Raw genomic sequence first — 14,672 nt, 5'->3', positions numbered from 1 at the left:
ACGAGGGGGAAGGGCAATGGAAGCCGCCCGCAGACAATACAGACAAAAAGAGACGACATGGGCCCCGCCGCTGCAGCGGGACCCGGGGCCGTGGAGCCGGCTGGTGATCAACTGGATGGCAACACTGGCGGTCATTATGGCGTTTGGCCTTGTGATGCTGTACAGCGCAAGCTACACCACCGGCTACCTGCGCATGGGCGACAGCCTGCACTACATCAAGCAGCAGATCCTCTGCATGGCCATTGGCATCGGATGCATGGCAGCCATGAGCTATGTGGATCACCGCTTTCTGCGCTGGGCATGCAAGCCGTGTTACTGGATCGTGCTGCTTATGCTGGCAGCTACGCTGGCCTTTCCGCCGCTGAACGGCTGCCGCCGCTGGATCCGTCTGGGAGGACTGACCCTGCAGACCTCTGAGGTAGCTAAGTTTGAGATGATCCTGCTCACGGCGCATCTGGCGTCCAGTGCGCCGCAGATCGGACGGTTCCGTCCATCCCTGAAAGAAAAGGTCCGGCTGAAGGACTGGCTGTTCATCCGCATCGTGCGGCAGATCATCCTGCCGGTGCTGCCGCTGGTACCGGTGCTGGTGCTGCTGATCATGGAACCGCACATGTCCGGCATCCTGCTGACCACCGCCATCGTGGGCACCATCCTGATGATGAGCGGCAGCGGCGGCATCATTACATGGGCAGGAGCAGGCACCGCGGCGCTGCTGCTGGAAACGCTGCTGACCCATGTGAACTCGATTGAGTACCTGCAAAAACGCCTGAAAACATGGTCGGACGATCTGGAAAAACTGAATCCCCAGACCAAGCAGAGCCTGTATGCCATTGGCTCCGGCGGCCTGAAGGGCCTTGGCCTTGGCAACAGCGTGGAAAAGCAGCTCTGGCTGCCGGAGAGCACCAACGACTTTATCTTCAGCGTGGTATGTGAGGAGCTGGGCTTCATCGGGGCCACGCTCATCATCGTGCTGTTTATCCTGTTCATCGTGCAGGGCCTGCTGATCGCCTACAAGGCCGAGAATCAGTTCTGCACCATGGTGGGCATCGGCATTATGGCACAGATCGCATGGCAGGTGTTCTGCAACATCGCCGTTGTCACCAATACCATCCCGAACACCGGCATCAGCCTGCCCTTCTTTTCGTCCGGCGGCACCAGCCTGATCCTGCTGCTGGCAGAAATGGGCGTGATGGTGAACATTGGGCGCAACGGAGAACGAGCGGCCCAGCAGCGTGCCGCAGACCACGCCCGGCGGGAGGCAGAACGTGCGGCGCAGGAGGCCGAACGGGCCAGCAGGACCATCAATCTGGAAGATGCCCGCCGTGCACAGAACGGGAAATGAGAGGCTCCGGGCAAAGGCCGGACACATATAGGAGGAAATCAGTATGCGAGTTCTTATCGCTGCCGGCGGCACTGCCGGCCATATCAACCCGGCACTTGCCATTGCAGGTGCCATCAAAAAGGCAGATCCTTCTGCCGAGATCCACTTTGCCGGCCGCAGGGAGGGCATGGAGTACCGTCTGGTGGGTCAGGCGGGCTATCCGTTCCACCACATCGAGATCACCGGTTTCCAGCGCAGGTTGTCGCTGAACAACATCAGGCGCAACATCGTCACCCTGTGGAATCTGGCCCTTTCCGGCCCCAAGGCAAAGAAGATCATGAGGGAAGTCCGGCCCGATCTCGTGATCGGCTGCGGCGGCTATGTGTCCGGCCCGGTGGTGCGCTGCGCTGCCAAAATGGGCATCCATACCGCCATCCATGAACAGAACGCCTTTCCGGGCGTGACCAATAAGCTGCTGGCACCGGATGTGGACATCGTGTTCGCCGCTGTGCCCGCCGCTGTGGAAAAGCTGGGAGCACCCGATAAGACCATCGTGGTGGGCAACCCGGTGCGCCCGGAGGTGTTCACAAAGGCAAAGGAGCGGGATGCCATCCGTGCCGAGCTTGGCGCAGGCGACCGCACCGTGGTGCTTTCCTTCGGCGGCAGTCTGGGCGCACGCCGCGTCAATGAGGTGGTGGCCGACCTGTGCGCATGGGAGCAGCAGGAGCACAAGCCGGTGCTGCATCTGCATGCCACCGGTCAGTACGGCGTACAGCTGTTCAAGGATCTGGAAAAGGAAAAGAACTTTGCCGAGGGCAGCAGCCTTGTGGTGAAGGAATACATCAACAACATGCCGGAGCTGCTGGCAGCGGCAGACCTTGTCATCAGCCGTGCCGGTGCGCTGACGCTGGCCGAGCTGGAGGCCGTGGGCCGCGCTGCGGTGCTCATCCCCAGCCCCAATGTGGCAGAGAACCATCAGTATTTCAACGCGATGGAGCTGCAGAAGGCCGGTGCCGCCGTGGTCATTGAGGAAAAAGACCTGACGGGCGAAAAGCTGGTGGGCACTGTTGCCGATCTGCTGGCACAGCCCGGTAAGCTGGCTGAAATGGGCAGAAATGCGCGCAGCCTGTCGGTAGACGACAGTCTGGACCGCATTGCCGCTGCCCTGATGAAACTGGTGCAGAAGCACTGACGAGGAAAAAACGGAAAGGAGGTGCACGCCATGCAGCGATCCGGTGGAAACAACGGCAATATCTACGACCTGCGGAAGGATCTGCAGCGTCCTCAGGCACCTTCACAGAAAAAGGAAACCTCCGGCAGCACCGACAGCCGCTATGGCTTTAATGGTGAGCCGCTGAGCTTTGCGCCGGACCGGACGTCCAACGGCGCCGTCCGGCGGACCCGGACGGACAACAGCATCGAGTTTCCCACCCAGCCGCGCCGCACAGCCCAGAGCAGTGCCCCGCGCACCCGCAGTCAGGGCCAGAACCGCAGCGCACCGCGTTCCCGCCCTGCGTCTGCAGGCCGGAACAGCTCCGGCACGGCCCGCAGGCCCCAGCAGCGCAGGCCCCAGAGCCAGCAGACCGGGCAGACGGCAGACAGAGCCGCCCGCCAGCGCTACAAAAATCAGCGCCTGCGCCCGGCGCAGCAACAGCAGGTCCGGGACCCGGTGCGGCGGGAAAAACGCAAGAAACGCCGCCTGACCCGCGCCGCGCTGAAACGGCGGCGGATGATGCGGCGTCTGATGGCCTTTGTGACTCTGCTGGCCGTGATCGCCGCCGGTGTTTACCTGACCATGACCATGCTGTTCAAGATCGGCACCATTCAGGTGCAGACGGAGGACGGCACTGTGGTGCAGGAGGCGGGCGGCTATTCCAGCAGCGAGATCATTCAGGCGCTGGGTGTAGCGCCGGAGGAAAATATCTTCAGCTTTGACCCCGGCGAAAAGGAGGCGGCGCTGGAACGCCAATTCCCTCTGCTGGAATCCATCAGGGTGGTGCGGGATTATCCCAACACGGTGGTGGTGCAGGTGACGGAAGCGGTGCCTGCCTACGCCATGCAGACCCAAAGCGGATGGCTGACCCTCTCGGATCAGTTCAAGATCCTGGCCTGCGGGTCGGCCCAGCCGGAGGGACTCAAGACCCTGTACGGCGGTGAGGCGAAAACGACTGCCCCCGGCGAACAGCTGAGCTTTGCGGCAGAGGATGCCGCCGACAGCACGGCAGCGTCGGACAGCGCAGCAGCCAGCAGCCCGGAGGAAGCGGACAAAAAGATGGAGACCCTGACGGCTCTGCAGGCAAAGCTGGAGGAATATGAACTGCTGGATGATGTGACCCGCATGGAATTTGCGGACACCGATCAGGTAGCATTTTTGTATCAGGATCGGGTCAGCGTGCTGCTTGGCACCCTGAACGATCTGGATTATAAGCTGGACCGCGCACGCTATGTGCTGACCAATGCCGACGGTAAGGGCTGCGCCCCTACCGACACCGGCAGGCTGGATTTCAGCCATGTGAGCGCAGGCAGCACCCGCAAAATTTATTTTGCACAGGGAGAGCCGACCCTGCCCTCCGGCTATGTGGTGCCGGAACCGGAGGAACCGGCCCAGACCGAGGAACCGTCTGCCGATGATACCACGGCAGATGGTGCAGAGGATGCCGCAGCCCAGCCTGCGGGCGATACGGCTGCAGCGGAGGAAACGCCGCTGATCGACCCCGCCCGCATGACCGCCAACGAGACCCAGGACCCCATGTGAGAATACGACCATTTGAGGAGTGAGCAGCAATGAAACTGGAACAGTTACTGGAAGGTGTGCCCTTTACTCTGGTGCAGGGCAGCCTGAATACGGAAATTTCGGATATCATCTATGACAGCCGCAAGGCAGCCCCGGGGCTTGCATTTGTGTGCATCGTGGGCACTCAGCGCGACAGCCACGAGTTCGCCGCCGACTGTGCCGCAAAGGGAGTCAGCGCGCTGGTCATCCAGCACGACATCGACCTTTCCGCCCTGCCGGATGTGACCGTGGTCAGGGTGGAGAGCAGCCGCTATGCCATGGCGCTGATGAGTGCAAACCTCTTCGGCAACCCGTCCCGCCAGATGACCATGATCGGCGTTACCGGCACCAAGGGCAAGACCACCACCACCCACATGATCAAGAGCGTGCTGGAAGCAGCGGGCCGCAAGGTGGGCATGATCGGCACCAATGGCATCTACTACATGGGCTGCCACAAGGAGACCGCCAATACCACCCCCGAAAGCTACGAGCTGCAGAAGACCTTTCGGGAGTTTCTGGACGCAGGCTGTGATACTGCGCTGATGGAGGTGTCCAGTCAGGGCCTGATGATGGACCGCGTGGCGGGCGTGCACTACGATGTGGGTGTGTTCACCAACCTTTCGCCGGATCACATCGGCCCCGGTGAGCACAAGACCTTTGAGGAGTACCGCAGCTGGAAGGGCCAGCTGTTCAAGCGCTGCGACGTGGGCGTGGTGAACATTGACGATGAGAACACCGAAGCTCTGCTGGAAGGCCATACCTGTAAATTGGTCACCTATGGCCGTGATGAAAAGGCCGACTACCGCGAGACTGGCTATGAGCTGCTGCGCACCCATGATTTTCTGGGCGTTAAATTCAATGTGACCGGCAAGGACGAGATGGACGTCAAGGTGAACATGCCCGGCGAGTTCAGCGTGTACAACGCGCTGGCAGCTCTGGCGGTGGGCAAGGTGCTGGGCCTGCCGGATCAGGCGATCCACGACGGCCTTGGCAAATGCGTGGTCAAGGGCCGGGTGGAGCTGGTGCCCATCAGCAAAAAGTTCACCATCCTGCTGGATTACGCCCACAACGAGGTGTCCACAGAAAGCCTGCTCACCACTCTGCGGGCCTACAAGCCCCACCGTCTGGTGGTGGTGTTCGGCTGCGGCGGCAACCGCTCCAAGCTGCGCCGCTACGGCATGGGCGAGATCTGCGCCAAAATGGCCGATTTCTCCATCCTCACCGAGGACAACAACCGCTTTGAAAAGGTGGAGGACATCCTTGCTGATATCCGCGTGGGTATGAACAAGGGCAACCCGGACGCAAAGTTCGTGGAGATCCCCGACCGTCTGGATGCGCTGCACTACGCAGTGGATCACGCGCAGGAGGGCGACCTGATCGCCGTCATCGGCAAGGGCCATGAGACCTACCGTGACCGCGAGGGCGTCAAGACGCCGTTCCTGGAGCGGGAGCTGCTGGAAGAGTACGCACAGCAGATCGGGCTGGAATAAGAATACAAAAAACAACGCCGTGTCGAATGTTCAGACACGGCGTTATTTTTTGCGGTAATTATGCTTTCAGCTGCGAAGCCTTGTTCTCCGGCAGGAGATTGGTCATGCTCTTCAGGCTGATGCCAATGGTAGACAGGTTATGCAGCATGGCAGAGGAGGCCGGCTGCAGGATGCCCAGAGCACCCAGCGCGATGAGGGCGGAGTTGAAGGTGAGCACGAAGCGGTAGTTTGCGTGCACGCGCTTCTGCAGGGAGTTGGCGATGGCCTTGAGCGCCACCAGCTCCTCCAGACTGTCGGCCTTGATGGTCACATCGGCAATCTCGCGGGCGATGGCAGCGCCGGAGTTGATGGCGATGCCGATATCGGCAGCGGAAAGGGCAGGCGAGTCGTTGATGCCGTCACCGATCATCACCACGGTGTGGCCCTCGGCCTTGGCCTGCTGGACAAAGTTTGCCTTGTCCTCGGGCAGCACCTCGGCAAAGAAGCGGTCCACGCCCACCTGCTTTGCAATGGCGGCAGCGGTGCGCTCGCTGTCGCCGGTCATCATGACGGTGTTCCGGATGCCCAGCGCACGCAGACCGTTCAGCACAGCGGCGGCTTCCGGGCGCAGCGGGTCGGAGATGCAGATGACACCCACCAGCTGCCCGCTGGCAGCCATGTACAGGTGCGAATACGCGGGCTTGAGGGCATCGAACTTCTGCTGTTCGGCTGCGGGGATGGTGCACTTTTCATCCTCAAAGACGAAGTGGTGGCTGCCGATGACCACGCGCTGGCCGCCCACGCGGCTTGCAATGCCGTGGGCCACGATGTACTCCACCTCAGAGTGCATCTCCTCATGGGAAATGCCGCGCTCTTTGGCGGCACGCACCACGGCGTTGGCCATGGAATGGGGGAAGTGCTCTTCCAGACAGGCGGCCAGCTGCAGAACTTCGCGCTCGTTACAGCCGGAGAAGGGCACGACCTCCACTACCTGCGGGGTGGCACGGGTGAGGGTGCCGGTCTTGTCGAACACGATGGTGTCTGCCTTGGACAGGGCTTCCAGATACTTGCCGCCCTTGACGGTGATGTGGTAGCTGCCGCACTCACGCATGGCAGAAAGCACGGCCAGCGGCATGGAGAGCTTGAGCGCACAGGAAAAATCCACCATCAGGCAGGAGATGGCGCGGGTGGCGTTGCGGGTGAGCAGATAGGTGACCACCGTTGCGCCCAGACACCATGGCACCAGCTTGTCGGCCAGCACCAGCGCACGGTTCTCGGTGCTGGACTTGAGCTTTTCGGATTCCTCGATCATGGCCACGATTTTGTCGTAGCGGTTGGAACCGCCCTCGGCCTTGGCGATAAAGATGCACTCGCCCTCCTCCACAACGGTGCCGGCATAGAGGGTGGAGCCCTCTGCCTTGCGCACCGGCATGGCTTCGCCGGTCAGGGCAGCCTGATTCACCATGGCTTCGCCTTCCAGCACGGTGCCGTCCAGCGGGATCATGTTGCCGCTGCGCACGACCACCTCATCGCCGGAGCGTACTTTGGTCAGAGGCACCAGCACTTCGGTGCCCTGACTGCGCACCCACACCTTGTCCACGTTCAGGGCCATGCTGCGGGCCAGATCGTCCAGACTCTTCTTGCGGGTCCACTCTTCCAGCAGAGAGCCCAGATTCAGCAGGAACATGACAGAACCGGCGGTGCCAAAGTCGCCGCGCAGCAGCGAGACGCCGATGGACAAAGCGTCCAGCACCTCCACTTCCAGCCTGCGGCTCAGCACGCAGCGCACACCCTTCCAGAGAAAGTGGATGGAGCGGAAGACGGTGTAGGCAGCGTCAAGGGGTGCGGGCAGGAACAGCTTGCGCAGGCAGCGTCCTGCCACCAGATCGAACATTTTATCCTGATATTCCCGGTTCAGTCTGCGGCTGTCGGTAGAGGTGACCAGAGCGTCATACTCGGCCACATCGAACTTGTAGCCGGCCAGAACAGCGATGGCAGCGGAACGTCTGCCGGTATAGGTGATGACCACATCGCCGGTGCGCTCGTAAACGGCGGCATGGACGATGGCATCATTGTGGTTCAGATATGCTTCCAGCACATCGGCACGGTGCAGGGTCATGCGGACTTTTTCCACATGCACGCGCATCCGGCCCTTGCCTTCATGCAGAATGGTACATTTCATATATCAAATATCCTTCTCTATCTTTTTGCCGCAGCGTCAGGCTGCTATACCCTGCACGCCTGCGGCCCCACTCTCACAAAAAAGAGCCGCCCGAAGGCGGCTCGAAAGCCACGTTGGGGCTTTCAGTGTTTTACGAACCGAAAATTACTCAGCGGTCTCTTCGGTGGTCTCCTCGGCGGCATCCTCGATCACAGCAGCCTCGGCTTCAACAGCACGAGCCTCGTTGATGGCCTTTGCATCGGCCAGAATGTCACCGGCCTGCTCCTGCACCTTGCTGACGGTCTCCATGGTGGAGTCCTTCATGCGCAGCACGGCAGCAGTGGTCTGGGTGTAGACCTTCTTGGCGTCCTTGCTGGACAGCAGCTTGAAACCGGCAGAACCGAACAGAGTGCCGGCGGCGAACAGTGCAATCTTCTTGATATCCATAGTAACTTCCCTACCTTTTCTATTTCCTGTCAGAGGCCCTGCACCGCAGGACCTGTAAGATGAATATACCGGCCCAAAAGCCGGAGAACAGGGTGGACATTTCCCTTCTGTCGAGCCTATTGTAGCACAGAATTTCCCATTTTCAAGCTTTTTCTTGAATGTTAATACATGTAAACTTTTTACGATGTGTAGTTAGAAAAAGCTATCTCTAACGTGTTTTTTGAGACAAACTACAGTTTGTAAATGAAAACTAACCGGCAGATGAGACGAGAAAGAATTTCCAGCTTGTAAAAAGTCCTGGTTTGGAAATGCAGTTTGCCGCCACGGCCCTTCTCTGTGAAAAAGCAACCCGGAAAAATCCGCAGATTTTTCCGGGTTGCTAAAATAAAAATCGTTTTGCTTTACAGGATGCGCACCCGGATCACCGCGGGGATGGCAGCCAGCTTTTCGGCCAGCTTCTTGTCCACAGCACCGGTAGCATCCAGCATGGTGTAGGCCATGTTCTTTTTGCTCTTGTTCACCATGTTCTCGATGTTCAGGCCGGCTTCAGTGGTCAGGGCGGTGATCTGGCTGATCATGCCGGGCTCGTTTTTGTGGATGATGCAGATGCGCTTGCCGCCTGCGCGGGGCTGATTGACCTCCGGCATGTTCACCGAGTGGATGATGTTGCCGTTCTTCAGGTAGTCGCTCAGCTCCTTTGCAGCCATGACAGCGCAGTTGTCCTCGGCTTCCGGAGTGGAAGCGCCCAGATGCGGGGTGCACACGATGCCGGGCTTGCCCAGAATGGCCTCAGACGGGAAGTCGGTCATATAGCCGGACACCTTGCCGGTCTCCATGGCTTCCAGCAGGGCTTCGGTGTTCACCAGTTCGCCGCGGGCGTAGTTCAGGATCTTCACGCCGTCCTTGCACAGGGCAAGGGTCTGGGCGTTGATGGTGTCCTTGGTGGTGGGCAGATAGGGCACATGGATGGTGATGTAGTCGCACAGGGGCAGCATGTCGTTCAGGTTCACGCAATGGTGTACCTGACTGCTCAGGTTCCAGGCGGCGTCAATGGAGATGTAGGGGTCGTAGCCGTAGACCTCCATGCCCAGCTCAATGGCGCAGTTGGCCACGCGGGAGCCGATGGCACCCAGACCGATGACACCCAGCGTCTTGCCCTTGATCTCGTTGCCCACGAACTGCTTCTTGCCCTTTTCCACGGTCTTTGCCATGGCGGGGTCGCCGGTCAGGCCCTGACACCACTGGGCAGCAGCAGCCACATTGCGGCTGCCGGCGATCAGCATACCGACCACCAGCTCGGCCACAGCGTTGGCGTTGGCACCGGGGGTGTTGAACACCACGATGCCCTGCTCGCTGCAGCGCTCCAGCGGGATGTTGTTCACGCCGGCACCAGCGCGGGCGATGGCCAGAAGATTGTCGTTGAAGGCGGTATTCAGCATGTCGGCGCTGCGCACGAGGATGCCGTCCGGGGCATCGGTGTCCACAGCCACGTCAAACTGCTTGTTGTTCAGCTTTGCCAGACCCACCGGGCTGATGGCGTTCAAAGTTTTGATGGTGTACATAGTCCAGATTTCCCTTCTATTATACAGGAACCCTCTCAGTCACGGCTTGCACCGTGCCAGCTCTCCCAAAGGGCGAGCTTAGAAAGCGGGTTCGATCAAGTTGTCCTTCTGATAAAAAGCTCCCCCCTGAGAGGAAAGACTTCCCCCGGCCGGGGGAAGATGTCGCGCAGCGACAAAAGGGGGAATCTGCCGAACGAAGTGAGGCTGAGAGGGTTTTATGCATTTTCCTTGCGGAACTTCTCCATGAAGTCCACCAGCTTATCCACACCCTCGGCAGGCATGGCGTTGTAGATGGAAGCGCGCATGCCGCCCACCAGACGGTGCCCCTTCAGGTTCACGAAGCCTGCTTCTGCAGCTTCGGCGCAGAACTTCTTGTCCATATCTGCATTGGGGCTGGTGAAGGTGACGTTCATGGTGCTGCGGTAGCGGTGCTCCACAGGATTCGTAAAGAAGTCCTGACCGTCCAGATAGTCGTACAGCACCTTGGCCTTGGCTTCGTTGATCTTCTGCATGTTGGCAAGACCGCCGATGTCGTTTTCCAGATACTTGAGCACCAGACCGGTCATATAGATGCACCAGCAGGGGGGCGTGTTGTACATGCTGTCCTTGCCCAGCAGGGTGGTGTAGTTCATCATGGTGGGCACATTGTCGGCGGCATGGCCCAGCAGGTCATCGCGGACGATGGCAATGGCCATACCGGCGGGGGCCACATTCTTCTGCACGCCGAAGTAGATGCAGCCGTACTTGGTCACATCCACCGGCTTGGAGAGGATCATGGAGCTCATGTCTGCCACCAGAGGCACACCCTCCACCTGCGGCACCTCCACGAACTGGGTGCCGAAGATGGTGTTGTTTTGGCAGATGTGGATGTAGCTGGCATCCTTATCATAGTTGATGGCGTTCACGTCCGGGATGTAGGTGAAGTTTTTGTCCTTGCTGGAAGCAACGATGTTCACCTCGCCGAACTTGGCGGCTTCCTTGGCGGCAAGGTTCGAGAAGTTGCCGGTGACAAGGTAATCCGCCTTGCCGGTGGTCATAAAATTCAGCGGGACCATGGCAAACTGCTGGGTGGCACCGCCCTGAAAGAAACCGACCTTGTAGTTGTCGGGAATGTTCATTACCCGGCGCAGGGTGGCCTCGGTGTCCTTGATGATGGCATCGAACCACTTGCTGCGGTGGCTCATCTCCATCACGCTCTGACCGCTGTCGCCATACTCGAGCAGCTCTGCCTGTGCCTGCTTGAGCACCTTCTCGGGCAGCATGCTGGGGCCTGCGCTGAAGTTGTAAACTCGTGCCATAATGAACTCTCCCTTTCCTGTATCGCACAGCACCGCGGTTTTCTGCGGTGCGTTCTGTTGATTGCCGTAGCCGTAGTATACCGGTTTTGCGGGGGCGAAAACAAGAGCATCTTTGCACAAAGATACGGCGCAAAAGCCACTGCACAGGCACAAAGCACACAAATGTCCTTGATGGAAAAACAAAAGCAAAGACAAATGTAAAATATAGCCGGAAAAGCCTGATTCCATCGGCATTTCCGGCTCTTGCACTTTTACGGGAAAACAGGTATAATGAAGAAACAAAGACAAATGTAAAAGCAAAAAAGATGCGGAAAGGAGGGAGAACAGCAGGATGTATGGCATCCCGGACAGTGTAAAGCCGCTTTCGGCGGCAGAGGAGCAGGTGATGCTGGCGGTGTGGGCCTGCCGTGCGCCCGCGACCCGGCGGGACATCGACGAAAAGCTGCGCGCAAAGGGCTGGGCCCCGGCGACCGTGCTCAACTTTCTTTACCGGCTGGAGGAGAAAGGCTGGGTGAAAAGCGGCAAGGACGGCAACCACAACACCTATACCCCGGCCATCACCCGGCGCGCCTATCATGTGTGGAGCATGCGCGAACGGCTGGACACCCTCTTTGGCGGCGATCTTGCGGCGGCGGTGCACGCGCTGGTGAGTGAGAGCGGCTGCGGCCAGAGCGAGCTGGAACAGGCCATGAAGGTGCTGGAGGAAAAGCATCTGGAAGCGGAAGAATATGATCTGTATGACCCTTATGGGTAAAAAGGAGAGCGGAAGATGGATTGCAAACTGCGTGCCAAAAACTGCGGCGGCTGCCCGATGCTGGGCATGGACTACGCCGCACAGCTGAAGCAGAAAGAAGAGACCGTGAAAAAGCTGCTGGGCAGATTCGGCCCGGTGGAGCACATCCGGGGCATGGAAACGCCGTACCACTATCGGAACAAGGTGATATCCACCTTTACCACCGGCTGGGGTGGAAAACTTACTTCCGGCATTTACGCGGCAAACAGCCATAAGGTGCTGCCGGTGGAAAGCTGCCTTTTGCAGGACGAAGTGCTGGACAAGACCATGCTGGCAGTGCGCGCAGCGGCGGGCGCCTGCCATTACCAGCCTTTCAATGAGGATAAGGGCACCGGCCTTCTGCGTCATTGCCTGCTGCGGCGGGGCGTCATGACCGGGCAGGTGATGGTGGTGCTGGTAACAGCCCAGCCGGTGCTGCCGGGAGCCAAAAACTTTGTCAAAGCACTGCTGACCGAAGCCGGAAAGCAGGGCGTGACCATCACCACCATCGTGCAGAATGTGAACAGCCGCAGGACCAGCGTAGTGCTGGGTGAAGCGGAAAAGGTGCTGTACGGCAAGGGCTTCATTCTGGATACCCTCTGCGGCAAGACCTATGCCATCAGCCCCCGCAGCTTTTACCAGATCAACCACGCCCAGACCGAAGTACTGTACGGCCTTGCGGTGGATGCCGCAAAGCTGACCGGCAAAGAGGTAGTGCTGGATGCCTACTGCGGCATCGGGACCATCGGCCTGACCGCCGCCGACCACGCAAAGCAGGTGGTGGGTGTGGAGCTGAACCGCGACGCCGTGCACGACGCCATTGGCAATGCAAAGCACAACGGCGTGAAGAATGCCTGCTTCTTTGCCGCCGATGCCACCCAGTGGATCGGCGAGGCTGCCGCCGCAGGCGAGCGGGCAGACGTGATCTTTATGGACCCGCCGCGGGAGGGCTCTACGCCGCAGTTTATCGAAAGCGTGGCCCGCATGGCCCCGAAGCGTGTGGTGTACGTCAGCTGCAACCCGGTCACGCTGGCCCGGGATCTTGAGCTGCTGACCCGGAAGGGATACAAAGTGGAGAGCAGTACGCCGGTAGATATGTTCCCCCACAGTGAGCATATCGAAACGGTATGCGCATTGTCCAAACTGGATGTCTACCAGAAGATCACGGTAGACCTGAAGATGGATGAGTTGGACGTGACTGCTGCGGAGACCAAGGCTACCTATGAAGAGATCCGGGAGTACGTCAAGGGGCATACCGGTCTGAACGTGAGCAACCTCTATATTGCACAGGTCAAGCAGAAATGCGGCATCAAGGAGCGGCAGAACTACAACAAGCCTAAGGCTGAGAACCCCAAGCGGCTCAAGTGCCCGCCGGAGAAGGAAAAAGCCATCCGGGAGGCACTGAAGTATTTTAAGATGATTTGAAATAAAAAAATAGACGGATGTCTGTCAACTGGCAGACATCCGTCCGTTTTTATGATAATCTGTTATGATCGCAGTTCCTCAAGCAATGCCGTGCAGCCTTCCAGTATATCCTGCCATGTGGTTTCAAAATCTCCCGTGAACCATGGGTCTGCCACTTCACGGGGATGATCCGTATGCGCCATCAGCAGCGAGACTTTATGCTGTGGGTCACCGCCGACAAGCCGCAGGATGTCGCACAGATTACTTTCATCCATGCCAATCAGATGATCATACCGTGCATAATCCAGCCGGGTCATCTGCCGGGCGGTCTTGCTGTTGCAGTCGATGCCATGTTCTGCCAGCTTCTGCCGCGCAGGAGGATAGACCGGATTTCCGATTTCCCATGCACTGGTGGCGGCTGATGCGATTTCAAATTGCTCGGAAAGTCCTGCCCTGGACGTAAGGTCTTTCATCACATACTCCGCCATCGGGCTTCGGCAGATATTTCCGAGACAAATAAATAAGATCCTGGTCATGCCGGGTCGTTCTCCTTTTGGCTTACAAAAGCATAGCCGCCGTGGGTAGTGCGGATAAAGCTACCGCAGCCGGCCAGCTTCTTTCGCAGATTGGAAACGGTATTTGCCACGACCTTTAAGGTGTCGTCACAGTTTTGTCCCCACACAGCACGGAAAAGCTCTTCTTTTGAGAAGATTTGTCCTTCGTGGGAGGCAAGCATCAGCAGCAAATCGAACTCCAGTCGTGTAAGGGAGACTTTTCTGCCGTTGCACGACACTTCGTGGGTCATTCCGTCCAGTGTAAGCCCCGGAAGAACCAACTTCTCCCATGAATCAATGGATATTTGCTCTGCCTCGATGTGCTCTCGTTCCAGAAGCATCCGGATCTTCTGCTCTAATTCCGGGTCAGGCTGTCGGGTTTTTATAACGATCATGGCAAACTCCTGCGTGTATTTTATTCTGCGGCGGTATCCATTTCCCGGAGCAGGTTTACCATCTCGATGGCACTGACTGCACAGTCATAGCCTTTATTCCCTGCTTTGGTGCCTGCCCGCTCGATGGCCTGTTCGATGTTTTCGGTGGTCAGAACACCAAAGAGGACGGGAACCCCGCTTTCCAGTGAGACCGTGGCAATGCCTTTGGAAACCTCATTGCACACATAGTCGTAATGGCTGGTAGAACCGCGAATCACGGCACCAAGGCAGATCACAGCATCATACTTTCCGCTTTTTGCCATTTTAGAGGCAACCAGTGGGATCTCAAAAGCACCCGGAACCCATGCAACATGAACATCAGCGTCTTGCACATCGTGCCGGAGCAGACCATCCATTGCTCCGCTCAGAAGTTTGGACGTGATAAATTCGTTGAAGCGGGCAGCTACGATACCGACCTTGATGTTCTGAGAAACCAGCTTACCTTCAAATGTTTTCATTTTTAAATACCTCTTTCGT

General features: G+C 58.6%; 13 protein-coding genes. 6 read left to right on the top strand and 7 right to left on the bottom strand.

Features of this window, described 5'->3' with window-relative positions; genetic code table 11:
- Window positions 1-16: 16 nt before the first annotated feature.
- From ACKXF9_RS00515 to ACKXF9_RS00500, 4 genes are read left to right on the top strand one after another with little or no spacing between them, the layout of a single operon-like run.
- Entirely contained in the window at window positions 17-1,342 is a 1,326-nt protein-coding gene (locus tag ACKXF9_RS00515; RefSeq protein ID WP_249237377.1) for an FtsW/RodA/SpoVE family cell cycle protein, read from the top strand.
- Between the two features lie 43 nt (window positions 1,343-1,385).
- The gene (gene murG / locus ACKXF9_RS00510) at window positions 1,386-2,513 is read left to right on the top strand and encodes an undecaprenyldiphospho-muramoylpentapeptide beta-N-acetylglucosaminyltransferase (RefSeq protein WP_418264982.1); all 1,128 of its coding nucleotides are present in this window, start codon (window positions 1,386-1,388) and stop codon (window positions 2,511-2,513) included.
- Window positions 2,514-2,543: 30 nt separating this feature from the next.
- On the top strand, window positions 2,544-4,076 hold the full coding sequence (locus tag ACKXF9_RS00505; protein ID WP_418264981.1) for a cell division protein FtsQ/DivIB: 1,533 nt from the start codon (window positions 2,544-2,546) through the stop codon (window positions 4,074-4,076).
- Between the two features lie 29 nt (window positions 4,077-4,105).
- Window positions 4,106-5,584, top strand: a complete 1,479-nt coding sequence (locus ACKXF9_RS00500) for a UDP-N-acetylmuramoyl-L-alanyl-D-glutamate--2,6-diaminopimelate ligase (protein WP_418264980.1) — start codon at window positions 4,106-4,108, stop codon at window positions 5,582-5,584.
- A gap of 58 nt (window positions 5,585-5,642) precedes the next feature.
- On the opposite strand, the gene ACKXF9_RS00495 is transcribed toward ACKXF9_RS00500, so the two are convergent.
- The 4 genes from ACKXF9_RS00495 to serC form a co-directional block, all read right to left on the bottom strand.
- The gene (locus ACKXF9_RS00495; protein WP_418264979.1) at window positions 5,643-7,745 is read right to left on the bottom strand and encodes a heavy metal translocating P-type ATPase; all 2,103 of its coding nucleotides are present in this window, start codon (window positions 7,743-7,745) and stop codon (window positions 5,643-5,645) included.
- A gap of 144 nt (window positions 7,746-7,889) precedes the next feature.
- The gene (locus ACKXF9_RS00490) at window positions 7,890-8,171 is read right to left on the bottom strand and encodes a DUF6110 family protein (protein ID WP_005944105.1); all 282 of its coding nucleotides are present in this window, start codon (window positions 8,169-8,171) and stop codon (window positions 7,890-7,892) included.
- Between the two features lie 401 nt (window positions 8,172-8,572).
- Entirely contained in the window at window positions 8,573-9,733 is a 1,161-nt protein-coding gene (locus tag ACKXF9_RS00485; protein ID WP_418264978.1) for a phosphoglycerate dehydrogenase, read from the bottom strand.
- Between the two features lie 215 nt (window positions 9,734-9,948).
- The gene (serC, locus tag ACKXF9_RS00480; RefSeq protein ID WP_418264977.1) at window positions 9,949-11,031 is read right to left on the bottom strand and encodes a 3-phosphoserine/phosphohydroxythreonine transaminase; all 1,083 of its coding nucleotides are present in this window, start codon (window positions 11,029-11,031) and stop codon (window positions 9,949-9,951) included.
- Between the two features lie 331 nt (window positions 11,032-11,362).
- Between serC and ACKXF9_RS00475 the strand changes: the two genes are divergently transcribed.
- Together ACKXF9_RS00475 and rlmD are read left to right on the top strand one after the other, a co-directional pair.
- Window positions 11,363-11,785 carry a BlaI/MecI/CopY family transcriptional regulator gene (locus ACKXF9_RS00475; RefSeq protein ID WP_339395078.1) on the top strand — a complete coding sequence of 141 codons (423 nt, stop codon included), beginning with the start codon at window positions 11,363-11,365 and terminating at the stop codon, window positions 11,783-11,785.
- 15 nt (window positions 11,786-11,800) lie between these two features.
- Window positions 11,801-13,228, top strand: a complete 1,428-nt coding sequence (gene rlmD, locus ACKXF9_RS00470) for a 23S rRNA (uracil(1939)-C(5))-methyltransferase RlmD (protein WP_418264976.1) — start codon at window positions 11,801-11,803, stop codon at window positions 13,226-13,228.
- Between the two features lie 62 nt (window positions 13,229-13,290).
- On the opposite strand, the gene ACKXF9_RS00465 is transcribed toward rlmD, so the two are convergent.
- The 3 genes from ACKXF9_RS00465 to ribE are packed head-to-tail and all read right to left on the bottom strand — an operon-like array spanning window position 13,291 to window position 14,653.
- Window positions 13,291-13,743, bottom strand: a complete 453-nt coding sequence (locus ACKXF9_RS00465; protein ID WP_418264975.1) for a low molecular weight protein-tyrosine-phosphatase — start codon at window positions 13,741-13,743, stop codon at window positions 13,291-13,293.
- A complete protein-coding gene (locus ACKXF9_RS00460) occupies window positions 13,740-14,156 on the bottom strand; it encodes a winged helix-turn-helix domain-containing protein (RefSeq protein ID WP_005944121.1) in 417 nt (138 codons plus the stop codon). Before ACKXF9_RS00460 ends, ACKXF9_RS00465 begins: the two co-directional genes overlap by 4 nt.
- 20 nt (window positions 14,157-14,176) lie before the next feature.
- The gene (gene ribE / locus ACKXF9_RS00455) at window positions 14,177-14,653 is read right to left on the bottom strand and encodes a 6,7-dimethyl-8-ribityllumazine synthase (RefSeq protein ID WP_005920573.1); all 477 of its coding nucleotides are present in this window, start codon (window positions 14,651-14,653) and stop codon (window positions 14,177-14,179) included.
- Window positions 14,654-14,672: the final 19 nt, after the last annotated feature.

The sequence above is a fragment of the Faecalibacterium sp. 9 genome, assembly GCF_048320955.1.
Taxonomy (GTDB): domain Bacteria; phylum Bacillota; class Clostridia; order Oscillospirales; family Ruminococcaceae; genus Faecalibacterium; species Faecalibacterium wellingii.
Note: the sequence above shows the minus strand (reverse complement) of the source record. Positions and strands in the feature narration are given on the sequence as shown.